The organism is Sulfurimonas sp., from assembly GCF_023229025.1.
Taxonomy (GTDB): domain Bacteria; phylum Campylobacterota; class Campylobacteria; order Campylobacterales; family Sulfurimonadaceae; genus Sulfurimonas.
The window spans coordinates 1-24,180 of sequence record NZ_JALOAA010000031.1; the positions used below are offsets into that span (position 1 = coordinate 1).

At 36.1% G+C, this 24,180-nt stretch carries 23 protein-coding genes; 13 read left to right on the top strand and 10 right to left on the bottom strand.

Annotated elements, in window-relative coordinates; translation table 11 throughout:
- From M0Q20_RS08115 to M0Q20_RS08125, 3 genes are all read left to right on the top strand, one after another.
- Positions 1-920 (top strand): helicase-related protein (locus M0Q20_RS08115; RefSeq protein WP_295060382.1); only part of this gene is annotated, 920 nt, incomplete at its 5' end.
- Positions 921-1,055: 135 nt separating this feature from the next.
- A complete protein-coding gene (locus M0Q20_RS08120; protein WP_295060385.1) occupies positions 1,056-1,499 on the top strand; it encodes a hypothetical protein in 444 nt (147 codons plus the stop codon).
- An 18-nt stretch (positions 1,500-1,517) separates the two neighbouring features.
- Positions 1,518-2,135, top strand: coding sequence for an arylesterase (locus tag M0Q20_RS08125; protein WP_295060388.1), 618 nt, complete (start codon positions 1,518-1,520; stop codon positions 2,133-2,135).
- 35 nt (positions 2,136-2,170) lie between these two features.
- Here the strand turns inward: M0Q20_RS08125 and M0Q20_RS08130 are convergent, their stop codons facing one another.
- A complete protein-coding gene (locus M0Q20_RS08130; RefSeq protein WP_295060391.1) occupies positions 2,171-2,881 on the bottom strand; it encodes a DUF445 domain-containing protein in 711 nt (236 codons plus the stop codon).
- Between the two features lie 80 nt (positions 2,882-2,961).
- On the opposite strand from M0Q20_RS08130, the gene M0Q20_RS08135 reads away from it, so the two are divergent.
- Together M0Q20_RS08135 and M0Q20_RS08140 are read left to right on the top strand one after the other, a co-directional pair.
- A complete protein-coding gene (locus M0Q20_RS08135; protein WP_295060393.1) occupies positions 2,962-3,435 on the top strand; it encodes a hypothetical protein in 474 nt (157 codons plus the stop codon).
- A gap of 10 nt (positions 3,436-3,445) precedes the next feature.
- Positions 3,446-6,553 carry an efflux RND transporter permease subunit gene (locus M0Q20_RS08140; RefSeq protein ID WP_295060396.1) on the top strand — a complete coding sequence of 1,036 codons (3,108 nt, stop codon included), beginning with the start codon at positions 3,446-3,448 and terminating at the stop codon, positions 6,551-6,553.
- Positions 6,554-6,650: 97 nt separating this feature from the next.
- On the opposite strand, the gene M0Q20_RS08145 is transcribed toward M0Q20_RS08140, so the two are convergent.
- Entirely contained in the window at positions 6,651-7,049 is a 399-nt protein-coding gene (locus M0Q20_RS08145; protein WP_295060397.1) for a rhodanese-like domain-containing protein, read from the bottom strand.
- A 63-nt stretch (positions 7,050-7,112) separates the two neighbouring features.
- Between M0Q20_RS08145 and M0Q20_RS08150 the strand changes: the two genes are divergently transcribed.
- Entirely contained in the window at positions 7,113-7,481 is a 369-nt protein-coding gene (locus M0Q20_RS08150; RefSeq protein WP_295060400.1) for a hypothetical protein, read from the top strand.
- A 12-nt stretch (positions 7,482-7,493) separates the two neighbouring features.
- Here the strand turns inward: M0Q20_RS08150 and M0Q20_RS08155 are convergent, their stop codons facing one another.
- Together M0Q20_RS08155 and M0Q20_RS08160 are read right to left on the bottom strand one after the other, a co-directional pair.
- Positions 7,494-9,386 (bottom strand): methyl-accepting chemotaxis protein, encoded by a 1,893-nt coding sequence (locus M0Q20_RS08155; RefSeq protein ID WP_295060403.1) that lies wholly within the window; start codon positions 9,384-9,386, stop codon positions 7,494-7,496.
- An 87-nt stretch (positions 9,387-9,473) separates the two neighbouring features.
- On the bottom strand, positions 9,474-9,800 hold the full coding sequence (locus M0Q20_RS08160) for a hypothetical protein (protein WP_295060405.1): 327 nt from the start codon (positions 9,798-9,800) through the stop codon (positions 9,474-9,476).
- A gap of 260 nt (positions 9,801-10,060) precedes the next feature.
- Between M0Q20_RS08160 and gdhA the strand changes: the two genes are divergently transcribed.
- The 5 genes from gdhA (at position 10,061) to M0Q20_RS08185 (ending at position 14,662) form a co-directional block, all read left to right on the top strand.
- Positions 10,061-11,395 (top strand): NADP-specific glutamate dehydrogenase, encoded by a 1,335-nt coding sequence (gdhA, locus tag M0Q20_RS08165; protein ID WP_295060443.1) that lies wholly within the window; start codon positions 10,061-10,063, stop codon positions 11,393-11,395.
- A gap of 95 nt (positions 11,396-11,490) precedes the next feature.
- Positions 11,491-12,108: a molecular chaperone gene (locus M0Q20_RS08170; protein ID WP_295060408.1), complete on the top strand. Its 618-nt coding sequence runs from the start codon at positions 11,491-11,493 to the stop codon at positions 12,106-12,108.
- Positions 12,109-13,215: a 4Fe-4S binding protein gene (locus tag M0Q20_RS08175; RefSeq protein WP_295060411.1), complete on the top strand. Its 1,107-nt coding sequence runs from the start codon at positions 12,109-12,111 to the stop codon at positions 13,213-13,215. It begins immediately after the preceding gene.
- A 1-nt stretch (position 13,216) separates the two neighbouring features.
- A complete protein-coding gene (locus M0Q20_RS08180) occupies positions 13,217-14,014 on the top strand; it encodes a hypothetical protein (RefSeq protein WP_295060414.1) in 798 nt (265 codons plus the stop codon).
- 144 nt (positions 14,015-14,158) lie between these two features.
- Complete coding sequence (locus M0Q20_RS08185) at positions 14,159-14,662, top strand: hypothetical protein (RefSeq protein WP_295060417.1); 504 nt, start codon at positions 14,159-14,161, stop codon at positions 14,660-14,662.
- Positions 14,663-14,768: 106 nt separating this feature from the next.
- Here M0Q20_RS08185 and M0Q20_RS08190 read toward each other — a convergent pair whose 3' ends face one another.
- Genes M0Q20_RS08190 through M0Q20_RS08205 form a run of 4 tightly spaced genes read right to left on the bottom strand, consistent with a single transcriptional unit; the run spans position 14,769 to position 18,457 of the window.
- Positions 14,769-15,275 carry a phosphatidylglycerophosphatase A gene (locus M0Q20_RS08190; RefSeq protein WP_295060419.1) on the bottom strand — a complete coding sequence of 169 codons (507 nt, stop codon included), beginning with the start codon at positions 15,273-15,275 and terminating at the stop codon, positions 14,769-14,771.
- 8 nt (positions 15,276-15,283) lie between these two features.
- The gene (locus tag M0Q20_RS08195; protein WP_295060422.1) at positions 15,284-16,474 is read right to left on the bottom strand and encodes a sulfate adenylyltransferase; all 1,191 of its coding nucleotides are present in this window, start codon (positions 16,472-16,474) and stop codon (positions 15,284-15,286) included.
- On the bottom strand, positions 16,452-17,339 hold the full coding sequence (locus tag M0Q20_RS08200) for a response regulator (protein ID WP_295060426.1): 888 nt from the start codon (positions 17,337-17,339) through the stop codon (positions 16,452-16,454). Before M0Q20_RS08200 ends, M0Q20_RS08195 begins: the two co-directional genes overlap by 23 nt.
- Positions 17,336-18,457 carry a bifunctional 2-C-methyl-D-erythritol 4-phosphate cytidylyltransferase/2-C-methyl-D-erythritol 2,4-cyclodiphosphate synthase gene (locus M0Q20_RS08205; protein WP_295060429.1) on the bottom strand — a complete coding sequence of 374 codons (1,122 nt, stop codon included), beginning with the start codon at positions 18,455-18,457 and terminating at the stop codon, positions 17,336-17,338. Before M0Q20_RS08205 ends, M0Q20_RS08200 begins: the two co-directional genes overlap by 4 nt.
- Positions 18,458-18,658: 201 nt before the next feature.
- Between M0Q20_RS08205 and thiC the strand changes: the two genes are divergently transcribed.
- Positions 18,659-20,041, top strand: coding sequence for a phosphomethylpyrimidine synthase ThiC (gene thiC, locus M0Q20_RS08210; RefSeq protein ID WP_295060432.1), 1,383 nt, complete (start codon positions 18,659-18,661; stop codon positions 20,039-20,041).
- 95 nt (positions 20,042-20,136) lie between these two features.
- Positions 20,137-21,243 carry an Mrp/NBP35 family ATP-binding protein gene (locus M0Q20_RS08215; protein ID WP_295060434.1) on the top strand — a complete coding sequence of 369 codons (1,107 nt, stop codon included), beginning with the start codon at positions 20,137-20,139 and terminating at the stop codon, positions 21,241-21,243.
- A 135-nt stretch (positions 21,244-21,378) separates the two neighbouring features.
- Here the strand turns inward: M0Q20_RS08215 and M0Q20_RS08220 are convergent, their stop codons facing one another.
- Positions 21,379-23,226, bottom strand: a complete 1,848-nt coding sequence (locus M0Q20_RS08220; RefSeq protein WP_295060437.1) for a GGDEF domain-containing protein — start codon at positions 23,224-23,226, stop codon at positions 21,379-21,381.
- Positions 23,227-23,303: 77 nt separating this feature from the next.
- Positions 23,304-24,180 (bottom strand): SIS domain-containing protein (locus M0Q20_RS08225; protein WP_295060440.1); only part of this gene is annotated, 877 nt, incomplete at its 5' end.

The following is a 24,180-nucleotide window of genomic DNA, read 5'->3' on the forward strand; positions in this document are numbered from 1 at the left end:
CACCCGGTAGAGTTATTGAGCATATAGGAAAGGGTCTGAATCTCTCAGATGTAGAGATTTTTGTCCTTGATGAGGCAGATAGAATGTTAGATATGGGCTTTGTAAAAGAGATAAAAAACATCCATCCACTTCTGCCAAAAAGGCATCAGACCCTCCTATTTTCTGCAACCTACAGCGACAAGGTAAGAAAACTATCAAAACTTATACTAACAAAACCGGCATTTATTGAAGCATCTAAAAAGAACTCAACTGTAGATGCTATCAATCAAGTAGCCTACTTAGTCGATACAGATAAAAAAGCCGAGCTTTTAGCTTACATAATCGGCTCAAGAAATTTTAGACAGGTTTTGGTTTTTACAAGAACAAAAGCGAGTGCGGATGAACTTGTTGTTGAGCTTAAAAAGGATGGACTTAAGTGTGGAGTCATACATGGCGATAAAGCTCAAGCTAAGCGTCTAAAAACTCTAAATGAATTTAAAGAGGGCAAAACAAGAGTTTTAGTTGCGACAGACATCGCTTCAAGAGGTTTGGATATAGAAGAGCTCCCATATGTTATAAACTATGAACTCCCGTCAATTCCGGAAGACTATGTTCATAGAGTAGGGCGAACAGGTCGTGCAGGAAGAGAAGGAGAGGCAATAAGCTTGATTGACATATATGAAAAGTTTGATATTAAGGCTATAGAGAAGCTTATAGGGATGAAAATCCCACAAGAGATAGTGGAGGGTTTTGAGCCAGATCCTACTATTCGCAGACGTGATGAAGAGGAGCTAAAGCTAAAGAGTGAGCATAAAAAAGTAGAGATAAAAAGAGCAAAAAAACCTTACAAAAAACCTCAAAATATCAAGAAAAACGAGAAAGGCGAAAACTATAAAAAGCCGGTAACAACTAAAAAAAGAAAAACTACAAAACGCGGTTAAAGATAAGAATAAAATCCCATTATAGAGCTAGATGCTGATTATTAAAACACCTTTAGGTAAGGAGATTAAGTAAAGATGTAAGTTTATCAATTGGCATCTTTGATATAATTGCACTAATTTTACACAGGAGCAACGATGGAAGCAGTATATCCATACGCACATATAGTACACTTAGTTTTAGCAATCATGTTTTTAGGTTATGTTTTTACAGACGTATTTATGATATCTACACTTAAAGGTAAGTTCTCTAAAGAGACGGATAAAGAGATAAATCAGACATTGGGCGCAAAAAGTTTTAAAATATTTCCTATTACACTTCTTATAATTGTACTTAGCGGCGGCATGATGATGTCAAGATATATAAACTCAAATGCAGGTTTTTTTGAAACAGATTTGCAAAAACTGCTTGTTATTAAGATAGTGTTGGCTCTTATTATTGCTGCGGGTGTGCTGTTTAATCTTTTTACAAAATTTACAGGTCGCCAAAAACCTCACTTTATGCAAGAGCATTTTCATAAAGTTGTTTTAGTCTTGGGACTTTTTATAGTTATCCTTGCAAAAATGATGTACACGGCATAGCAATTTTAAAACAGCTAAATGAATAAAATAAAACTTATAACTGTTTTACTCACTGCTTTTATGCTGTTTTTAATTCTAACAAAAGAGAGTAGAGAAAAGTTGTCATATATTGAGCTTAAAAGTGATTCTAAAATCCTTGCTTTTGGCGATAGCATTACTTACGGTTACGGTGTTGCAAAAGAGGATAGTTACCCATCACAACTTCAGAAAAAAACGGGTATTCGTGTTATAAATGAGGGTATATCCGGTGAAGAGTCATCAGAGGGTCTGCAGCGACTCCCAAAGCTATTAGAGAGCAATTTTGACCTTGTTATACTCTGTCATGGCGGCAACGATATTATACGAAAACTATCACTCGAGAAACTAAAAAATAATTTAATCGAGATGATAATAGCCATAGAAGCAAGTGGAGCAAAGGTTCTGCTTGTCGGAGTTCCTGACTTTGGTATCCTTGGATTTAAAACACACGCTCTTTACCGTGAGGTTGCAAAGGAGACTGGAGTCCTCTTTGAAGAGGATGTCTTATCTGCCGTTGAATCAGATAAGAGACTAAAAATCGACTATATCCACCCAAATGAAAAGGGGTATGAGATAATGGTTGATGCCTTTATGAAGTATCTAAAAATAGTTAGATAATTTTTATGCTACAAAGCAAATTCAACTCCAATGCTCTATAGTATCATAGAACTTATCAATCCAATAACTCCACCAAAGACTCCGCCCCATACCACAAGCCATGATAGATGCTCTTTTATGAGTTGCTGAACTATCTCTTTTACTACTAAAGGAGTTAACTCATTTAGTCTTATCTCTATAATATCTTCAATATTTTTAATCATGTCACTGCTTAGAGATGAGTTTTTAAGATGATTTTGCAGGGTGTAATTAAAAGTTTGGCTCTGAACTATTTTAACAACGGCACTCTTCATCTTCTGCGAAAACGGTTCTCTAAGATTCTCTAGTGCGCGCTCTCCTCCAAACATACCAAGCATACCGCCAAAAGAGGACTCCATTACGGTTTTAGTAAGCGCATCAAATGCAGGAGAGAAGTCGGTTGTCTCTATGATTGGCACTAAATCTATCTTCTTCTCTTCATTTTTAAAAAAGTAATCTAGCTGCTCTTTAGTGAAAAACTGACTCATCATCAGATTTTTAATAGCCCCTTTAAAAGCTTCAAAACGCGTAGGTATTACTCCTGAGCCATATAGAAAAGGTACTTTCTCAAAGAGCATATGAATTGCAAGCTGATTTGTCAGAGCACCCGAGAGTGCAAAAAGACCCGAATATAGAAGGATTTTTTGAGTATCGTCTGTTGTGAAATAGGATAATATGACAAGAGCCAAAGCGATTAGATTTGTAGTAAAACTTTTGTTTAGTTTCAATGTTTTGCCTTTATGAAAAAAGTATCTTAAAAGCAAAATTATACTAAAATCTACAACAAGAAAATTTAATGGATTAGTTTATGAAACAAGAGAGTTATACACTTTTTAAAAATGCGGATATAGAAACGATTTTACAAACATTAGAGAGTGAGTTAAAAAATAGAAATGAGTCCCCTTTTTGGAGAGACAAGGTTGTGCCTTTTAGTGCTGCGATACTATCTATTTTAATCCCTCTAAGAGATGCAGAGATGCTTTTTAATCCTGAAGGAGAAGCACAAAGTGAACTTACTCCGGAGCTTTTTTTAAAATGGAGTGATTTTGTAAGTTTAAAAACATTAGCCTTTACAATTCAAAAATCAAATGAGGCCGGAGTCTTACTTAGAACAGAACTTGACGATGCTATATGTAAAAAATATAAGAGCATTGATTTAAGAGTTTTGGGTGATTACTTATCAAGATATACCGTAAACCTTGAAAATGAATCTCTTGACTTCCCAATCTCAAACTACAATTTGCATCAAGGTGTAAGCAACGTTATAAAATCTCTTCTATAAGAGCCCTGTATTGATAAAATTCATTGAATATTTTATAAAAAACTCCAGATTAAACTATGCGCTTTTAGCTTTTTTAATTTTTATGGGAATAAACGCCTATAAAAACATTCCAAAAGAGATTTTTCCGGATATTGAACTTGATAAAATTAGTGTTATTGGCTCTTACAGTGGCGCTAGCGCTAATGTTATGGACAAGATGGCAGTCCGTGATATAGAGGATGAGATAAGCAATATTAGCGGTATAGAGAAGACAGAGACAACAATAACTCCCGGTGCTTTTGCGATACTTCTAACCCTTAGTGATAGTGCAAACAAAGAGATAACCCTTGGGCGCGTAAAAGATGCTATAGCACTTAGTAGACAGTACCTGCCTACTGATATGAATGAGCCTGTTGCAAGGTTGCTTGATAAAACAAGGTCACTCATTAGGTTAGCTATTTCATCTAAGGACCTCTCAATAGGGGAACTTACACTAATAGCTCAAGATATGAAGTCAAGAATATCAAAACTAAATAATATCAGCGAGGTTTTAATTCGCGGAGACTCCAATGAGGAGGTAACAATTAAAATAAACTCCGATGCAATTTTGGCATACGGACTTGAACACGCAAGTGTACAAAAAGCAATAGCAAACCTCTCCTATATTTTTCCAATAGGAAATATAGAGCAGAAGGGAAGTTTTGCATATGTATCTACTGCAAGCGGAAAAGCAGATGCAGATGAGTATAAAGAGAGTATTTTAGAGATAGACTCAAAGTACGTAAAACTCGGTGACATAGCTGAGGTAACTATCGAGTATCCACAGACTGATACCTTGGCAACATACAATAATAATAAAACAATATCACTAGTCATCTCAAAAGGAGTCAGTGGAGACTCTCTTGTATTATCAAAGGAGCTTAGAGAGTATGTAAAGGGCATAGAAAAAAACTATGAGGGGGTAAACTTTGATTTTTATCAAGATAGTTCTAAACCTGTAAAAGAGAGATTAAACACTATTATTTCAAATTTAATGTTTGGTCTGATTCTGGTTTTTTTGTCAATGTATGTTTTGATAAATCTAAGAATTGCCATTATTGTAGCACTTGGAATCCCTTTCTCTTTTATTATAGGGCTATTAAGTATATACTACATGGGTTATTCGATAAATATAGTCTCGTTGTTAGGAGGACTTATTGTTATCGGTATTGTGGTAGATGATGCCATCGTAGTTAGCGAAAATATTCAACGCCATATTGATGATGGTATGAGTAACTATGACGCTGCAATAGTTGGTGTCAAAGAGATGATACTTCCTGTTTCGCTTGCAACGATTACTACTGTAGCTGCATTTTTGCCTATATTTATGATGCATGGGGAGATAGCTCTTTTTATTTTACTAATCCCGATTACGGTAATTATAATTCTAATAGGCTCTTTAATTGAGAGTTTTTTCTTTTTGCCGCTTCATGCAAAAGAGTTTTTGAAAAAAAGTAATAATCTAATTAGTTGGGTGCCATTTCAAAATCTTTATGAGAGAGTGATTTTACGTTTTTTACACTATAAAAAATTATCGCTTCTACTCTTTATTATTTTAATTCCATTAGCTACTTTTTATACTGCAAAATCTATGAAGTTTCAATTTTTTCCAAATTTTGACGGAAACTATCTATATATATCCGGAAAACTAGATATTAACACACCTCTGGAAGATACTTATGAGATTTCAAAAGAGATTGAAGCAAAACTGATGGAGCATGCAGAAGAGTTCTCTCTAAAGGCAATATCATCGGTTGTCGGCTATAGAAGAAGTCTATCAGGGGAGACACAAAGAAACAATAGCGTTTTTATGATTACCATGGAGCTTTATGACAGGGTTGATACAAACTGGGTAGATAAGTATATAAATCCTGTTTTAAATTTTAGTTTTGAGTTTAATGACCCCCAAAAGATAAGAGAGAAACAGACATATGAACTCTCTCCTCGGGCAAAAGAGATAATAAGTGTCTATAAAGATAAGTACAAGATGGAAGACCTCGGTGTCATGGAGGATAAACCGGGGCTTATTAGAAGTGATATTCAGATAAATCTCTCAGGAAACAATGATAATATACTTCAAAAAGGCATAGAGCGGTTAGAAGAGGAGCTTGCAAAGATAGAGCATGTTAAAGATTATAGCAATAATATAAAATATGGAAAAATGGAGTACAAGGTTAAAGTGAACTCTTATGGAGAGAGCCTGGGGCTTAGTGAAGCGGTTGTTGCAAGGACGCTTAGTGCATACTTTTTAGATCAAAAACAGGCTACAACGTTTAATGATTTGGGCATTATGGAGATAAGAACAGAAGATAGTGCAAAAGATAATATCTCTACTTTTTTAGATTTTAATATAGCGCTTGGAGACGGTAGATATGTAAAACTCTCTGATATCGCGGATATTGCAGAGATTAGAGATTATGAGAAGATAAATAAGCTAAACGGCAATATCATAAAAACTGTTTTTGCAAATGTAGATAAAAGAAATATAACTTCTGAAGAGATTTTAGATATGTTAAAGCCTACACTTGATGAGATAGCAAAAATGGGAGTAAATATTGAGCTTTTAGGGGAAAAAGAGAAGAATGAACAATTAAAAGATGATATGAAAAACGCTGTATTTTTTGCAATATTTCTGATTTTTTTGACAATGCTTCTTATTTTTTCAAAGATAAAGTATGTTCTAATGGTTATGAGTGTAATTCCTCTCTCTGCTCTTGGTGCACTTATTGGGCATAAACTGCTTGGAATAAACCTCTCTATGCCTTCTGTTATAGGAATATTAGGGCTTGCCGGTGTTGTAATAAATGATGGAATTATTATGCTTGACTTTCTAAAAGGAACGCATAAAGTAGAAGAGTTTTTACAGCGGGCAAAGTTGAGGCTTCGTCCTATTATAATCACCTCTGTTACAACGTTTTTAGGTCTGATTACTATTATATTTTATGCAAGCGGTCAGGCAGTGATTCTTCAGCCGATTGCTATATCTTTGGGGTTCGGACTGCTTTGGGGAACATTTTTAAATCTAATATATCTACCTACACTTTATGCCATGGTAAATAGTATAGAGCCGCCTGCAGTTTTAGAGAAAAATCGCATATAATATAGCCCAAAGAAGAAAAGCTATAAGCGCTATAAGAGCAAACAGGAGCGCTAACCTTGTAGATAGATAAAACAAAAATTTAAAAAATTGCAATATTTTAGTTTGAACGATATGGAGTAATAGGCAGTTTTTTATATTTGACGTAAACCATTCCGTTTGTCATGTTTATAACATCATAGTTTAGTTTTTGAGATAAAAATTGTGCCAGTATTTTTGTTCTGCTTCCCGTTCTGCAAATGATAGCAAACGGCTTTTTAGTATCAACGTTGCCGTTTAGTTTTTCCAAAAAAACCTTAAGATCATAATTTCCTTTTTCATCAAAAAGCATAATCGGAATAGCCCCTTTTAGCAGACCGGTCTCCTTCCACTCTCCGGGTGTTCTTATGTCAACAATAGGTATATTTGAGTTAAGCAACTCGTATGACGCATCTTGATTTTTAATAGAAGCAAAAAGAGATAAAGATAAAACTAAAATAGATAAAAATATTTTCTTCAAAACAGCACTCCACGCTAAAATTAAGTGTATAATTATATCAAAAAACAAATTAATGAGTAGGAAATGGCATCACAAAAAGCGATAGATAATGCGCACAGACTTCGATATATAAGAGCACTAGAGAGATTTCACAAGAGTATTCTCTCATATCTCTCTACGAGTGCGAACCTCTCTAAGGAGGGGTATGATAAAAAAATAGAAAATAGCTTAAAAGTTCTCAAGAGAGTAGAGGAGATAGCTCTTTATAAGGGAGACTTGCAGGATTTACAAAAATTGGTTAAAAAAATAATAGGCTATAAAGAGAGCAGTAAAGAGATTGATGAGATAAAAGATGAGATTCTATATGAATCAAATCAGCTTGATAAGAGCAAAAATGCCAGACGTTACAAAAAAGAGAAACACTCCCACTCAAAGTATGAGGAGTGGGAGTAAAGTGCTATAAACCTACTCTTTTAGCATTGTATCGAGCAGTTCAAAGAGCTCAGAAGAGACCTTCTCCATCTCATCAAAATTTTCTATAATCTTATCTGAATTTTTCAGAGTTTGCTCTTGTGCATCTTTTTCAAGAAAACTAAGATTTTCATGAACTTTTTTGCTTACACTTACGCGAGGAGCCTCTAGTTTAGCAAAAGATTGTGTGCGAGCAAATCTAGCTTCTCCCTCCTCTGAGCACCACTCTCCAAGACGACACTTATCTCCGGCTTTTGAAGGCACTACATTTTTTAGAGATATTATTGAGTTATAAGCACGCGATTTAAAGAGTATCTGATCTAGTTTCGCAAGAACTATAAATATGCTATTTTCCATTCTATAGGAGAAATCAACAATTTTGGAAGAGTTTTCGCTTAGCTCTATAAGCGTATCCTCAAAACCATTAATCTTCTGCGCAGATCCCTCTACCGTTTGTTTCATATTGTCTGAGCTTGTTTGGATCTCGCTCATGTTTTGTTGAAGCGATTTAATAGATATGGAGATTTCCCCCGTAGCTTTATGGGTTCTCTCTGCAAGTTTTCTTACCTCATCTGCAACAACCGCAAATCCACGTCCATGTTCACCTGCACGTGCTGCTTCAATAGCCGCATTTAGTGCTAGGAGATTTGTTTGATCGGCAATATCTGTTATTAGCTGTATTACCGAGGTTATCTCATTTGCTTGACTAGCTATTTCGCTAATACTGTCGTTGTTGATATTTACTTGCTCATTTAGAGTATGTAGCTCGTTAGTAATATTTGTTATGTCGTTTCGTGAGTTATCTGCTAAATCAGAAGCCTCTTTTGTTGCAGAAGTGACTGATTTTAGGTTGTTGAGATTTTCATCCAAATCAGAGATAATCATAGAGAGGGATTCAGTTACCTTTACGCTTCTTGTACTGATTTTTGAGTTAAAGACATCTCTTTGAGCTTTTTGATGTTGAGTTTTCATAAACTCTATACTTTTTCCAACGCTCTGTATTGCATCTACAAATTCGCCGCTCATCCCCTCTGAGGATATACGGTGAGTAAATATACCTTTAGAGGCATCCGTAATTGTAGTGTTAATTTCATGTATAAGGTTTTGTGTATGTTCAATAAGCTGGGAGAGTTCGCACCCCATAATACCGAGCTCCGTATTCCTTTCAGTTGTCGCAGCCTTGTGGCTAAAATCACCTTTAGAAACATAGCTTATAAGGGAAGTAAAATCGTTAATACCCGATATTATAGATTTTCTTATTATAGTAGCAAGTATCAACACTACAAGACCGACAAAGATACCCGCTATCAAAGCTAAGTACTTAAAGAAATTTATTACAGTTCCTAAATCTGAAGAGTCATGCTCAAGCTCTTGTGCTTTTAGCTCCACAAGCTTTTTAAAGGACTCTCTTGAGGTGTTTGCAAAAGGGGTAAGTTCACTACTGTAATCGCTGTAGATTTTATCTTTATTCTCATTTATATTTTGCGAACTAAGAGATTTCATCATCTTTAGCGTATTATTTAAAAAGAGCATAGTAGAGTTATTTGCCTCTTTTACTATATTGAAAGAGGGCTCTTCTCTCATAAGCTCTTCTAAGGCATTAAAATCTCTCTGGACATCTTTAATAGTTTTGTCAAGTTTCTCTATATTTTTGTCATAGTCGCCGCCTAACATTATATCTCTTGATAGTCTGCTGACATAATTGAGGTTTTTCTCTATTTTGAGCGTTGTTAAGCCGCCTATCATAGAGTTGTGATGAAGGTGATTATATTTTGATTCGATATACTCCATTGCCAAAAATATTGCTAGAGCAGCAGAAAAAACAGAGACCGTCACCATAACAATAAAGTAGTTCATCTTTTTATAGATGCTTAAATTTTTAAACATAGAAAACCTCTTAGTTTTAGTAATTTTTCGAGATAAAAAAATCACATTTTATACTAAAAAGTTTAAATGGTCCCTTAAGATATAAGTTTATAGAAACATAAATTGAGAGAGAAGGATTATTACGACAACTAGGCTAAAGGGGAAGAAGTGACTCTTAAAAACCCATGGGTCAATTTTAAAGAGTTTTTGATTAATTCCTCTTAGTCCTAGCCAAGAACCTAAAAATGCTTTTATTGCAAGAAGAGTTTGAAAATAGGAGAGTGAGCCACCTTCAATTTTGCCAAAAATTTGAGTAATAAGGTACAAGCCGCTAGCAACCGCTACCATTAGAGCGTAAGGTACAACTTTTCTTACATGAATCATAATGGCTTCTCTAGCCTTTGCTTGCTCATCATCGCTTAGCGTTTGATTCATCTTAGATAAAAATAGTATATCAACAAAGAGAAAGCCGCCATAAATAAAAACAGAAAAGATATGGATGGTATGAATAATTGTATAAGTGATGGGAGCTCCTTTTTTACGAATTTTAACATAAATTGCTACAAAGATATTTGTTTTATATCAATTAAACACTACTGTAAAAATAAAAATAATTTTCACTTTAAGATATTTTTGTATAATCTGCTTTTTAATTAGCCAAAATAAGGACATTTATGGACATATCTCAAGAAAATATGAAGAAAAATTTAGTTGGAGATTGTGCACAGAATAATGTTTTTTTTCAAGCTGTTCAAGAGGTGCTCTACTCGATATCTCCACTTCTAAACTCTGATGATAAATATAATAGATATGCAATTTTAGAGAGATTAATAGTACCGGATAGAGTTATAAAGTTTAAAATAAGCTGGCTTGATGATAACAACAACATAAGAGTAAATACCGGCTACAGAGTACAATTTAATAACGCTCTTGGGCCATATAAAGGGGGACTCCGTTTTCACCCAAGTGTAAATGAGGGTATTTTAAAGTTTTTAGCATTTGAGCAGATTTTAAAAAATTCGCTTACAGGATTGCCGATAGGCGGTGCAAAAGGCGGGAGTGATTTTGACCCAAAAGGCAAGAGTGATTTTGAGATAATGAAGTTTTGTTCAGCTTTTATGACAGAGCTTCATAAGTATATAGGACCTCGCATAGATGTTCCTGCCGGCGATATCGGAGTCGGAGCAAGGGAGATAGGGTATCTTTTTGGAGAGTATAAAAAAATAACATCATCTTACGATGGTGTTTTAACAGGCAAACCATATATGTTTGGGGGTTCTTTAATGCGACCCGAGGCTACGGGTTACGGTGTTGTGTATTTTACACAGAAGATGTTGGAGTTAGAAAAAAAAGAGAGCTTGGTAGGAAAGATCTGCGCCGTAAGCGGAGCCGGAAAAGTTGCACTACATGTTATTGAGAAGCTCCTGCAAATAGGAGCGATTCCTGTTACATGTAGCGATTCAAGAGGTATGATATATGATCGTAGGGGAGTTGATTTGCCGCTATTAAAAGAGCTTAAACTTCAAAACAGAGCCTCGCTAGAGCGCTACTTAGAGTTTCACCCCGATGCTAAATATACTCCGGTTAGTGACTATGAAGATGGTGAGCGTGCCGTGTGGAATATTCAATGTTATGCAGCATTTCCATGTGCAACTCAAAATGAGTTGAGCGAAGCAGATGCTAAAAACTTAATAACAAATGGTTGTGTAAGTGTAAGTGAAGGGGCAAATATGCCATCAACTCATGAAGCAATAGACTCTTTTTTAAATCACAATATATGTTTTGCTCCGGCAAAAGCAGCAAATGCCGGAGGTGTGGCAGTTAGTGAGTTTGAGATGAGTCAAAATGCCTCTATGCAGAGATGGGATTTTGATAAAATTGATGAGAAACTAAAGCTTATTATGGAGCAGATTTGTAAAAGAGTTGCGCTTACCGCTAAAGATTACGGGGTTGAGGGAAATTATGTTGACGGTGCAAATATTGCAGGATTTAAAAAAGTCGCAGATGCCATGATTGCGGAGGGTATATAAGAGGTAAATTTGCTTTAATCATTTACCCTAACCATAGATTTAGACTTTTGCGATAGAATTACAGCTTAAAAAATTAATACAAAGAACAAAATAATATGCAAAATACAAAAGCAAGAGCCAATATTTACGCACTTCTATCTCGTGTACTACTACAAGAGTTAGATGAAGAGATGTTGCAAACAATAAAAAGCGATGAAAATATTTTAGATTTTTTCCCGACTTTAAAAGAGTGGAAGCCGTTTAATGAGGTAAGCAACACTAAACTTTTAGAAGAGTATTTAAATCCTGATTTTGTAAACCTCTCTCTTTTGCATCTAATTCCTTATGAAACTTTTTATATAAGAGAAGATCAAAAGATAGAGACAGGCGGTGCTAATCCGGTAACAGATATGTATAGTGCATATAATTTTATGGTTGATTTTGAAGTTGCACGTACAATCTCTGCAGACCACATCGGTGTTGAACTTGAGTTTATGCATCATCTGGCAGAGGCAGAGCTAAAAGCTCTCTTAGAGAGTGATAAAGAAGCGGTAAAAGAGCTCAAAGAGATTCAAAGTGAGTTTTTAAACAAGCATCTTTTAAAGTGGGCTCCTATGTATCTCATAAATGTTAAATTTGAAGCTAGGACACCTCTTTATTATGACGCGGCTGATATGGCTTTGGAGTTTATTCTTAGCGATAATGAGTATTTAGCCAAGGAGCTTAATCTTTAAATGATACAACTCAAAGCTAGTCGTTGTGTCCGCTCTCTCTCAAAGGAGAGTGAGTGTAACAAATGTGAACTTATCTGCCCGACCGAGGCTATTGTAGTCGGGAGTAATCCACTCCCTGCAATCAACTTTTCTGCATGTGTAGGGTGCGGCGCATGTGATGCCGTGTGTCCTAACGAAGCACTTTTTTTGGATGATTTTAATCCTACCGATTTCTTCTTTAGTTTTATAGAAGATAGCGATAATCTTATCTCATGTAGAAAAAATGTCCCTTGTATAGCGGCTCTAAATATTGAAAATATTATATCAATGGCTCTTCTTAAAAAAGAGATTATCTTTGATATGGGGCATTGCAATGAGTGTGCAATAGCTCATAAATGCAAGCCAGAGATAGAGAAAAATCACGAAGAAGCTCTCTATATACTCGAAGCTATGCAGAGCAGTGCCGTGATAAAACTCGAAGATGTGAAGTACGAAAAAGTAGAGTCAACTCAAGCCCAAAGTAGTAACAGAAGAGAGTTTTTCAGTAAAGTAAATTTAGCAGGTGCTGTTAAAACAAAACATGCGTTTGAAAAAGAGATACAAAAAGCCACAGATGAGTTAGTTGAGCATACTCTGCAAAAAAGCGATATTGCACTTTTAAAACAAAAACGCATAACAGATAGAAGAAAGCTCTTCTTTACCGCCGCTAAAAGAGTTCAAAAGCCCTCTATTTACCACATTATAGAAGCGGATGAACTAACGTTTACATCAATGAAAGAGATAAACAGCGATACATGTACCGCATGTCAGATGTGTTACAGGGTCTGCCCTAGCGGTGCACTTAGTTCAGATATAAAAAACTCTAAGATAGATTTTGACCCTTTTTTATGTATAAAGTGTCATATATGTCATGATGTATGCGAGCCTGAGGCTATTACTCTGGCTCCCACATATAGAGTTAAAGAGTTTTTTGAGCCGGAGGTTCATAACTTAATAAAGTTCAATGTAAGAAGATGTGATGAGTGTAATGTCATATTTAGTTCAAACTCCAATGATAGGTTGTGCTACAGATGTAAAGCAGAGGAAGAGGAGGTTAGAGAGCTTTGGGGAATAAAAGGAGATATATAAAATGATGAACAACGGTAATGAGATATCTCATCATACAAAACTTTACGGTTTTATAGGGGAGTACGCAGGGCAAAGCAGTATCTCGGCAACACTAAATAAACTCTTTAAGTTAAATAATAAAGATGCAATGATGATACCGATGAATATACGTGAAGATGACTTTTTCTTTACGGTTGCCAATATGAAAAAATCTCATGTAAACGGTGCTTTAATATCGGGTGAATACATCAAGAGCGTTGTGGAGATTTTAGATGAGGCAAGCGAAGCAGTCAAACACTCAGGAGTATGCGATATTGTGCTAAGAGACGGTCAAACTCTTCTAGGCGATATTTTGGGCATGAGAGTATTGGTAAAGTTCTTAAAAGAGAAAAACTGTAAGAGGGTGGCTCTTCTTGGAGTAGGTGCTAGAGCTAAAGCGTTTTGCTATTTTGCAGAGGGTTTTGAATTAGGATACTTCAATGATGATATAGAGAAGCTTATGCTTTTTACCAAGGAGATAAAAGAGGTAGATGCTGACATAAATCGCATAGCAGAGGGGATGGAGATAGATTTTTCATCTTATGACGCAGTTATTGATTTTAGTGATTTTAGTGCTTTAGCTATGGTAAATAAATTAAGTGATATAAATTTGGATATGAAACAAAAAAAAGAGTTCTCACCGCTTAAGATAAGAGCGCATGAACTCGGAGCACCATATCTAGGATTTGATGATATGCTACATGAGTTCTCAGAAGCTGTTTTTGACTTTTTAAAAGAGAGAAAACATCTAGAGCATGACAAAAGTGATATGAGATTTTAACAAAGTTCTTGCATAGCTTTGTTTGCCTCAAGGAGGCAATCTTCAGTGCCATAGCGGCTAGCGAAGTCAAAGGGACGAGTTCCTTTGACGGACAAATAAATGGAGGGCTTCCTTCATTTTTTGCAAAAAAATTAAGGAAAAGAAATGAACCAAGACGATTTAAGTGATTTAAGAGCAGAGTTTGACAAGTTTGTAAAAGATAGCTGTTCAGTAGACCCGGAGGATTTAAAAAACAACCCTGACGTGGGCGACAAAGAGGATGAGGAGCCGGTTCCGCAGTTTGTTGATGCCCTTACATCCAAACTTTTGGCACCGGCAATAAGCGGAGTTTATCTCTCAAGGTTAGATATAAAGAGAATTGCAGAAGCGATAGAGGAGTCGCTTCCTATAAAAGAGCGTATAAAGATGATTAGATCTCTTTTTAGGCACACAAACTCTAAAAAATATTTAGAGGATGCTTTTGGCGAGATAAATAAGCATATAAATGGACGAATTTTGCTGTATCAAGAGTTAGGTGAAGCATTTGGCAAATCAAAGCCAATTTTTGATGAGCATATTAATAAGGCTGAAAAAACTATGAAGATGCTTACGCAGATTATAGAAGATTTTGAAGAGATAGAGCCATCATCCGACCCCCTATTTATCTAAAACAAAAATAGCGAAGCATTTGCTTCGTTGCTACATTCGTCAAATACTATAGTATCCTTCCTCATTTTTAGTTTTATATTTTAATTTTTGGTAAGCAACTTGAATTTTATAACAGATTTTGAATCTGTAACCACCCTTGCCATAAAAGGGCACTTAAAATACCTGCTACAAAACCTGCTACTATGTCATCAGCCATTACACCGACTCCGCCCTTTGCTTCACGGTCTAGTCTGCCTATGATAGAGGGCTTTGCTATGTCAAAGTATCTAAAGAGTAAAAACGAGAGCAAGCTTTGAACTAAAAAACCGTTTTGTAAATCTGTGACTTCACTTAAGTTTACGCTTATTGCAGGTGCGACACTTAGTGCAAACCACATTCCTGCAAGCTCATCTATAACTATACGTTTATCGTCATGAATTCCACTTTTTTTCTCGTACTTGTTAATCTCTTTAATTGCAATTACTGAGATTAAAATAGTTGCTAAAAAGAGTGTCTGTGCATCAAAATAGATAAGTATTAGCATCCCAAGAGGCAGAGAGAGAAGAGTTCCAACAGTGCCGGGAGCTTTTGGAGAAAGCCCACTGTATCCTAAAGTTATAAAAAACCAGTTCATCTATTTCCTTAAGTAAGAGAGGTTGTTTGATATAGTTTCATCAACTCTAAGTAGAAGCCTTTTTCAGTATGCTCTTCTAAAAGACCCTCGATAGGTAAAATATCATAGTAAAGTTTTTCTAAGTTTTTAAACCTATTTGGGAATAGTTTTGAGAGGATTACGGCAGAAATCTCTTTTCTAATGAGAATAGTCGGCGGTAAAATACCAAGCTCTAGAAGCTCAAGAATTGAGTCTGCACGATAAGATATTTGGTGATGTTGTCCATGCGGACATGTGTTTTTACTAACTAGAGTAGTGCACTCATCACAGTAAACATACTCGCTAGCTACTGTAATATCTATGTTTATCCCTATGACTTTATCAATAATTGATTTGTTTGAGTTACAGTCATAAAACATTCCAAGTCCTGCATGATTGCGTCCTACTGTCAGTCTATCACAGCCATAGTTTTTTGCAACAATTGCATCAAGTATTATCTCATTATATCCTGCAAAAATATAGCTATTCTCAAGCGGTACGACTACAACATGATTTTTTGTTAAAAAATTATTTATAAAAAAGTCAAGAGCTTTTTTTCTTATTTCATATGATAGGTTTGATTCCGTATATGGTTTTAGCAAAAATATAACAAGCAGGTCCGTGTTTTCAAGAGTTTGACGAATCAGTTTCTCATGCGCTCTGTGAAGAGGGTTTGCTGCCATTACAAGAGCAGTTGTATGCTTTGCGCCTATAAGCTCTTTTGCCTCTTGAATTATTTTTTTGTTTGTATTTCTAGACTCATTTACAAGAGTGTACTCACCGCTTACCGCTAAGGAGCCTAATCTCTTAAATGTTGACATTACCCCCGGATGAGAAATATCGGATGTTCCGTATATCTGTTTTATTCTATCACTTGGGTCTATATGAAAAACTTCATCTACAATAAGTGTTGCAAACGGCTCTTTTTCAAAAAGAATGGTAATCTCTTCGCCTTTTTTAGCTGAACTTAAAACATCTGCATTCATCTTTCCTGATGGAGTTAATATAAAGGGAAAAGGGAAGGATTTACCGTTTATAAGTCCTGTTTCTAAGACACTTTTACTCTGCTGCTCATTCATAAGGGATTCAACAGGGGAGAGCAGACCGTCTTTTAGAAGCTCTAGCGCAAAAGCAGCCTCTTTATCTATAAGTAGAGTTCTATTTTTTCTTGATGATGTCATATTTTTTCCGTTTTTCCCATAAGCTTTTGCGGCTTATTCCAAGCTTTTTAGAGAGTTCCGTATCAGGAAATTTATGTTGATAATTCAAAACTATAAATTTTACATAATCCTCTATAGGGAGAATCTCTCCTTGATCAAAAATCTTATTTTCACTCTTAAATTCTAAAACATTAAGCTCATTATCATCTATTTTGTCGGTACTAGTAACTATCGCTTTTTTATCTTTAAGCAGAGAGTATAGAGCTTTTCTATCGCCTTTTTTAAGAGTTTGAAGGTCTATAATATAGATAAGAGAATTGCCTGTTATTGACTCTATTTCGCTCATTGATTTTGGGTCACTAAGAGTTATGAAGTGTAGTGGTAAGTTTTTCTTTTTTGCATATTCAAAAGCAAAAGAGTCAGCATGCTTTTGGTAAGAAGATGAGATTAGCAGAGGAAAATTTATATTTTCAAAGTCATGTTCACCGGAAAATGAAGAGAAGTTATGTGTCAGATATTTATCATATGCCTCATTTCTCTTCTTTAATCTATCGTAATCTTGATAGTGATTTATTTTTCTAATCAACTCTTCAATCATAAAGGGTTTTAATATATAATCTTTAGCACCGGCAGAGAGAGGTTTTGAGACTGTGTCGTTGCTAATGTATGAAACCATTAAGATAACGATGGAGTTTTTAAAAGTTTCAATAACAGGGTTGAAATCTTGACCGTTGATGTTTGTCGATAGTAAAACAACATCAAAGCTGTTACTTTTTAGTGCATCTCTTGTAGAGGTGCACATTTCACACACATGACCAATTTCGCTAAGTTTTGTAGCAATACTTTGAGCCAAATAAACTTCATTTTCTATAATTAGTATCTTCAAATCTTTGTCCAATCGTAATATTTTAAATTCGCATTAGCTATCACACCAACACCTTCACCTCTGCCTATAAAGCCGAGCTTCTCTGTTGTTGTAGCTTTTATGTTGACTCTTTGGCTATCAATATCTAAGATTGCACTGAGCGTTTTTCTCATTGTCGTTTTATAATCTTTGATTCTAGGTTTTTGTGCTGCTATTGTTATATCTACGTTAATGATTACAAAACCGAAGTTGCGAAGTTTTGTAACAACTACTCTAAGTAGCTCCTTAGAATCTATACCTTTAAAGGATTCATCACTATCAGGAAACATCATCCCTATATCTCCCATTCCAGCTGCACCAAGCAGAGCGTCGATAAGAGCATGTATAGCAACATCGCCGTCACTATGGGCTTTAAAACCATATGTTGAGTCTATCTTTACCCCGCCAAGATACATTTCGCCTTTATCGTCAAAAGCGTGGACGTCAAATCCGGTTCCGCTGAGAGTATCATCAGATGGAGGCTCAAGACAGCCAAGCTCTTTTAAATCACTGATATGAGTGATTTTAAGAGCACCTTCTTCGCCTAAAATAAACTCTCTACTCCCTCCGCTAGCAACTATTGCGCTACTCTCATCGGTAAACTCTTCATCTTGCATAAGAGCAGATATAAGAGCAGAAGTAAGGGAGAGCTGAGGAGTTTGAACTCTCTTTACCTTTTCTCTATCTATAGTTTTGTCATCATAAACAATTGTGTCTGTAACGTTTAGATAAGGAACAATGCAATCACTTTTACCAATGTGGGATATGATTCTTTGCAAAAATTCACTACTTACACATGAGCGTGCGATGTCACTTACAAGAACATACTCGGTACTCACCTCTTTAAGCGCATTTTGTAGAGACTCTTGCCTAGTCGCTCCACCCTCTACAAAAACAAAATCAGAGTAGAGTCTCATAAACTCAATATCGTCACATGATGAGGTTATAATAATCTTGTCAAAATATGTTGTTTTTTCATACTTATCTGCTACAAATTGCCACAAAGGTTGTTTACCGACTCTTAACCACTGCTTCTTAACACTCAGTTCAAAGCGCGAAGAACTACCTGCAGCAAGTAAGATGAGCGTTAAATTAGACAAAGAAGCTCCTCTAAATTACAAGTGTTACGAAATTATACACATTGAAAGCTTTTTTTTATCTTGAAGAAATTAATTATTTTTTAAATATAGAAAATAGATATAAATTATAAAAGCAAATAATCAACTTAATATTATATTAACTTTATTTGATTATATTTTCACTACTTAATATAGAATATATTACAATTTTTAGGAGAAAATATGAGAACTTCATGGGTACAAGAGCGCGAAAGCGACCCTGTTAAAACGCAGATGTACTACGCAAAACAGGGCATAATAACTGAAGAGATGAAGTATGTAGCAAAAGTAGAAGAGCTATCTCCTGAGTTGGTTCGCAGTGAAATTGCAAGAGGAAGATTAATTATTCCGGCAAATGTAAACCATACTTCACTAGAACCTATGGCAATTGGAATCGCGGCAAAATGTAAAATCAATGCAAATATAGGCTCATCTGCAATTGCATCTGATGTTGCCGGTGAAGTTGAAAAGATGCAAGTATCTCAGCACTATAAGGCCGATACTGCTATGGACCTCTCTACGGGCGGTGATTTGGATGAGATTAGAAAAGCGGTAATCGAATCATCAAAAATTCCAATTGGAACAGTACCTATCTATCAAATCCTTCATGACGTAGGAAACAAGATAGAGGATTTAAGCATTGAAGTAATGCTTGAAGTTTTAGAGCGTCAAGCAAAACAGGGAGTGAGTTACTTTACAATTCATGCAGGTTTTCTGCTTGAGACAATGCCTAAGATTGCAAAAAGAAAGATGGGGATAGTGAGCCGCGGCGGAAGTTTGATGGCTGCTTGGATGATGCACTATCATAGAGAAAACCCTTTTTATACGGCATTTGACGATATTTTGGATATATGTGCTAAGTATGATGTCTCTCTCTCGCTTGGAGACTCGTTACGTCCGGGATGTTTGGCTGATGCGAGTGATGATGCACAGCTTGGAGAGCTAAAGGTTTTAGGTGATTTAACACTTCGTGCTTGGGAGAAAAATGTTCAAGTTATGATTGAAGGTCCAGGACATGTTCCATTAAATCAGATTGAGCGCAATATGAAACTACAACGTGAACTTTGTCATGAAGCGCCGTTTTATATACTGGGACCTTTAGTTACCGATATTGCTGCAGGATATGATCACATAAGCTCGGCAATCGGTGCAGCAGTCGGCGGATGGCATGGAGCTAGTATGCTCTGCTACGTAACGCCAAAAGAGCATCTAGGGCTTCCAAATGCTGATGATGTACGTGAAGGAATTATAGCCTATAAAATTGCGGCTCATGCGGCAGATATTGCAAGAGGGCGCAAAGGAGCTAGAGACATAGATGATGAGATGAGTGATGCTAGGTATAGTTTTAACTGGGAGAGACAGTTTGAGCTGGCACTTGATAGTGAACGTGCCAGAGAGTATCATGATGAAACACTGCCTCAAGATGTATTTAAAGAGGCAGAATTTTGCTCTATGTGCGGACCGAAATTTTGTTCGTACAAGATTACTCAAAACATTATGGACAACCCTGAAGCTGTCGAGCAGATTGCAAGAGAAGCAAAAGAGAGAGAGGCTCTTGGAGCTTAAAGAAATTAATTAATTGATATAGGATAATTTTTGTCTTATTTAATTATGGTAGAGTTACAAAAAATAAAAAATTAATAGAGGAGAAAAAATAAGATATGACAAAAGATATTGTAAATTCTGCACTATCAAAAGTTCTATATCCCGGTTTTACTAAAGATATAGTTACTTTTGGTTTTGTAAACAGTATAGAGATAAACGGCAATGATGTTAGTTTTAATGTAGAGATAACATCAAGCGCTCCGGAGGTTGCACAGCAGATAACCGATGATGCAACTGCAGAGCTAAAAGCAGTCGGTGCCGCTAATGTAAGTGTAAATGTAAAAGCTCCAAAAATGCCGGAGGCTCCACAGCCAAAAAGTAAAAATATAGCGCCACACATTAAAAACTTTCTTATGGTTAGTTCAGGTAAAGGCGGGGTCGGAAAATCTACCACATCGGTAAATATCGCTATTGCTCTTGCGGCTCAAGGCAAGAAGGTAGGACTTTTGGATGCTGATATATATGGTCCAAATATTCCTCGTATGCTTGGAGTGTCAGATATAAAACCTGAGATTACCGGAAATAAAGTTCTTCCAATCAAGGCTTACGGTATTGAGATGATGTCTATGGGTTCACTTATGGAAGAGGGGCAGTCACTTATTTGGCGTGGTGCTATGATTATGAAAGCTATAGAGCAGTTTCTAAGAGATATACTCTGGAGTGATTTGGATGTTTTAGTTATAGATATGCCTCCCGGAACAGGTGATGCACAGCTTACTTTGGCTCAAAGTGTACCGGTTACTGCAGGTTTGACTGTTACTACTCCTCAAGCTGTCTCACTTGATGATTCTCGCCGCTCTTTAGATATGTTTAAGAAGCTAAATATTCCAATTGCAGGAATCGTTGAGAACATGAGCGGCTTTATAGCTCCTGATACCGGCGTTGAGTACGACATATTTGGAAAAGGGACTTCAGAGCCTATGGCTAAAGAGTTTGACACTAAAATAATTGCCGAGATTCCAATTGAGCCGAGCATTAGAACAGGTGGAGATGAAGGTAAGCCTATTACTTTTGTAAACCCTACAAGCGAGAGTGCAAAACGCTATATGGCTGCAGCTGAGGCTATCTGGGCAACGATTGAAGAGGTAAACGCAAAGGGCGGAGCAAGCAATGACTCTGTTCAGCCTACAACACCTCCAGGTGTTAGTGCTTGTAGCACATAAGTAAATAGTTTAAAATTAAAATAGTAACGCACTTGCTGCGTTGCTTAACTCGTCACATACAAAAGTATGCTTCCTCGTCAGCGCCTTGCAATTACATCACTCTTTTAATTTTATTTAGAATGTGTATACAGAAGATTAAAAATCCTCTCCTTGGAACATCTCTGGTTTAAACTCTACAATTTTGTTTCTTCCGGTATTTTTAGCTTCATATAGAGCAGTATCTGCATACTTTATACATTTCCATATAGTGTCGCCGTCTGTCGGAAATTTTGCTATACCGATACTTAATGTCTTCTTTAGACTCTCAGATGATCCTACATCAAAAGATAGTGCGCCAAAAGCAGAGTGAATTTTTGTAGCAACCTTCATTATTCCATCATCTGTCGCATTGCTTAGTAGTATTAAAAACTCTTCTCCGCCGTATCGAATTGCCAAATCTGCTTCTCGAATACTGTTTTTAATTACCTTTGAGAGAGCTACAATCACTTTATCCCCCGTGTCATGCCCGTAAGTATCGTTTACCATCTTAAAGAAGTCTACATCAAGCATTAAGACGGCATAACTCTCTTTGTGTCTATTTGCATGGCTCATTATTTTATCTATAACTTCTTCTAGGAATCTTCTGTTATAAAGACCGGTCATGCCGTCACGAAGTGAAGTGTCTCTTAGTTTTTCCATCAGTATTTGACTCTCTATAACCGGTTTTGCCGCCTCAAGGTAGTGTCTTATGCTAGGAATATTTTTTTTCATAAGAGCGACTTCATCTCTATTGTCTGAAGTCATGGAGACGACTAGAGAGACATCATGGTTTATGTTAAACGGGATACAGACATAATCAATATCAAGAGAGATGCAAGATTGGCATAGATTTGGAAACTCGGTTGATATTGTAACACTATTGGTTCTGTGTGCTCTACACTCCAGCGCATTCTTATTTGTTTTTTCAAAGCAGATATTTTCTTCTTCTTCAGTAGTGTATATAAGTTTTCTCTCTGCAGTTACGTTGTTTACTTCATAAAAAGCAAAGTGACCGACATGGTATTTTAATTTTAGTATATCTATAATTCTTGTATAGACTTCATCTTTTGAGCCGTCAAGTTCGATAGTCTTTTTAAATTTATAAATATCGGACAGTTCGCTAATAATAGTTTTTGCCTCATGAAGTGGGTCATTTGATAGTGCGGCTCCCTGTGGTATAAAAGTTGCAAGATTGTACTTTATATCTCCAAAGGTCTCTTGCATTTTTCTAAAGAGGGAATTCATCTGCTCAACAACATTTTTAGCATCTCCACCGACTTTAGAGATAAACTCATGTGTAAAATCTCCACTATATGCCTTTTTAATACCGTTTTGAAGATTTGAGAAGAGATTCATATATGGAGTTACATAGTAGTTAATTAATAATAAAACAACAATTATAAAGAGGAGATTTATACCTAATATCTTAAGTATAGTCATCATACCGCTGCTTCTCATGTCGCTTATATCAAACTCCATGCTTATAATACCTAGCGTATCTCCTCTGTTTACATTATGACATGAGATGCAGTTTGTGTTGTCTGCAGGAGTTGAAGCTTTATATGGAATAGTTACTCTTAGAGTCGTATCTTTAGTATTTTCAGTAATTTTTTGGATGCTCTCACCCGTTTTTAGGACTTGCGCATCAAGAGCATCTCTGATTGTCTCAGAGTGCAGACCCTCTCCATATTGAGAGATGACATTTTCCCCTCTTGCAATCCAGAGCGATTTAATATTGTTACTTGTAGCGATTTTGTCTAAAAAATATTGTCTTTTATCCATCATGCCATTGACCATATGCGCGGTTAAACCATCTTTGACGATATTTGCTGCCATTTGAGATTTCTCTACTGCGCTGTTGATACTGTATTCTCTAAAATTTAGAGAAATATTTATAATCGTTGCAGTTGTTAATGCAAGAAGCATGAAGGTGACGATAATTAGAAGTCTTGATTTTGTTGTCATGTAGAATGCTCTTTTATGGTAATATTGTTTTTTATAATATCTAAGTAAATATAAATTTAGTTTTAAATAAGAAATAATTATTCAACAGTTACACTTTTTGCCAAGTTTCTTGGCATATCAACATCATTACCCAATCTTATGGATACTTCTAAAGAGAGAAGTTGTAGAACAATCATCATCTCAAAAAACTCTAACATGTAGTGCTCACAAGTTGAAATCTCTATAAAGTCATCTGCTTTATCAAACCCTATCTGACTTATTGCGCAGATAGTAGAATCCCTTGCACTCAGCTCTTCAACATTGCTTTTTGCTTTTTCATAGAGGAGATGTTTAGGTAGCAGTGCTATGGTAAAGAGTTCAGGATCGGCAAGTGCGATAGGACCGTGTTTCATCTCTCCAGCAGGATAGCCCTCCGCATGAAGATATGATATCTCTTTGAGCTTCAATGCACCCTCTAGCGCCAACGGATAGAAAATATCTCTACCGATAAAGAAAAAGCCATGACCATGAAGATATCTTTTAGATAATCTTTTTATACGCTCATGCATCTCATCTGTAACTTTTACATGAGAGGGGACTTCACGGAGCAGTAATATATGTGAAGCTATCTCATTTTTGCTAAGTGAGTTTTTAAACTTGGCTACAAATAAAGAGAGCATCCAAAAAACAGTAACCTGAGTGGCAAATGCTTTAGTTGAAGCGACCCCTTTTTCTATTCCGGCTCTTGTTAATATAGTCGCATCTGCTAATCTTACCATGGAGGAGTTGTCCACGTTACAGATAACCAATGTTTTAAGACCTGCTGCCTTTGCCATCTTTAGTGTCTCAAGCGTATCGGCAGTTTCACCACTCTGAGAGATTGCTACAAAAAGAGTCTGCTTGCTCATTATAGGCTCTCTATACCTAAACTCACTTGCAATCTCTAGTGAAGTTCTAATCTTTGAGTATCTCTCA

Coding starts and splice junctions, on each gene's coding strand:
- M0Q20_RS08120 (WP_295060385.1), top strand. CDS start 1,056: ATGGAAGCAGTATATCCATACGCACATATAGTACACTTAGTTTTAGCA.
- M0Q20_RS08125 (WP_295060388.1), top strand. CDS start 1,518: ATGAATAAAATAAAACTTATAACTGTTTTACTCACTGCTTTTATGCTG.
- M0Q20_RS08135 (WP_295060393.1), top strand. CDS start 2,962: ATGAAACAAGAGAGTTATACACTTTTTAAAAATGCGGATATAGAAACG.
- M0Q20_RS08150 (WP_295060400.1), top strand. CDS start 7,113: ATGGCATCACAAAAAGCGATAGATAATGCGCACAGACTTCGATATATA.
- M0Q20_RS08155 (WP_295060403.1), bottom strand. CDS start 9,386: ATGTTTAAAAATTTAAGCATCTATAAAAAGATGAACTACTTTATTGTT.
- M0Q20_RS08160 (WP_295060405.1), bottom strand. CDS start 9,800: ATGAATCAAACGCTAAGCGATGATGAGCAAGCAAAGGCTAGAGAAGCC.
- gdhA (WP_295060443.1), top strand. CDS start 10,061: ATGAAGAAAAATTTAGTTGGAGATTGTGCACAGAATAATGTTTTTTTT.
- M0Q20_RS08170 (WP_295060408.1), top strand. CDS start 11,491: ATGCAAAATACAAAAGCAAGAGCCAATATTTACGCACTTCTATCTCGT.
- M0Q20_RS08175 (WP_295060411.1), top strand. CDS start 12,109: ATGATACAACTCAAAGCTAGTCGTTGTGTCCGCTCTCTCTCAAAGGAG.
- M0Q20_RS08180 (WP_295060414.1), top strand. CDS start 13,217: ATGATGAACAACGGTAATGAGATATCTCATCATACAAAACTTTACGGT.
- M0Q20_RS08185 (WP_295060417.1), top strand. CDS start 14,159: ATGAACCAAGACGATTTAAGTGATTTAAGAGCAGAGTTTGACAAGTTT.
- M0Q20_RS08190 (WP_295060419.1), bottom strand. CDS start 15,275: ATGAACTGGTTTTTTATAACTTTAGGATACAGTGGGCTTTCTCCAAAA.
- M0Q20_RS08195 (WP_295060422.1), bottom strand. CDS start 16,474: ATGACATCATCAAGAAAAAATAGAACTCTACTTATAGATAAAGAGGCT.
- thiC (WP_295060432.1), top strand. CDS start 18,659: ATGAGAACTTCATGGGTACAAGAGCGCGAAAGCGACCCTGTTAAAACG.
- M0Q20_RS08215 (WP_295060434.1), top strand. CDS start 20,137: ATGACAAAAGATATTGTAAATTCTGCACTATCAAAAGTTCTATATCCC.
- M0Q20_RS08220 (WP_295060437.1), bottom strand. CDS start 23,226: ATGACAACAAAATCAAGACTTCTAATTATCGTCACCTTCATGCTTCTT.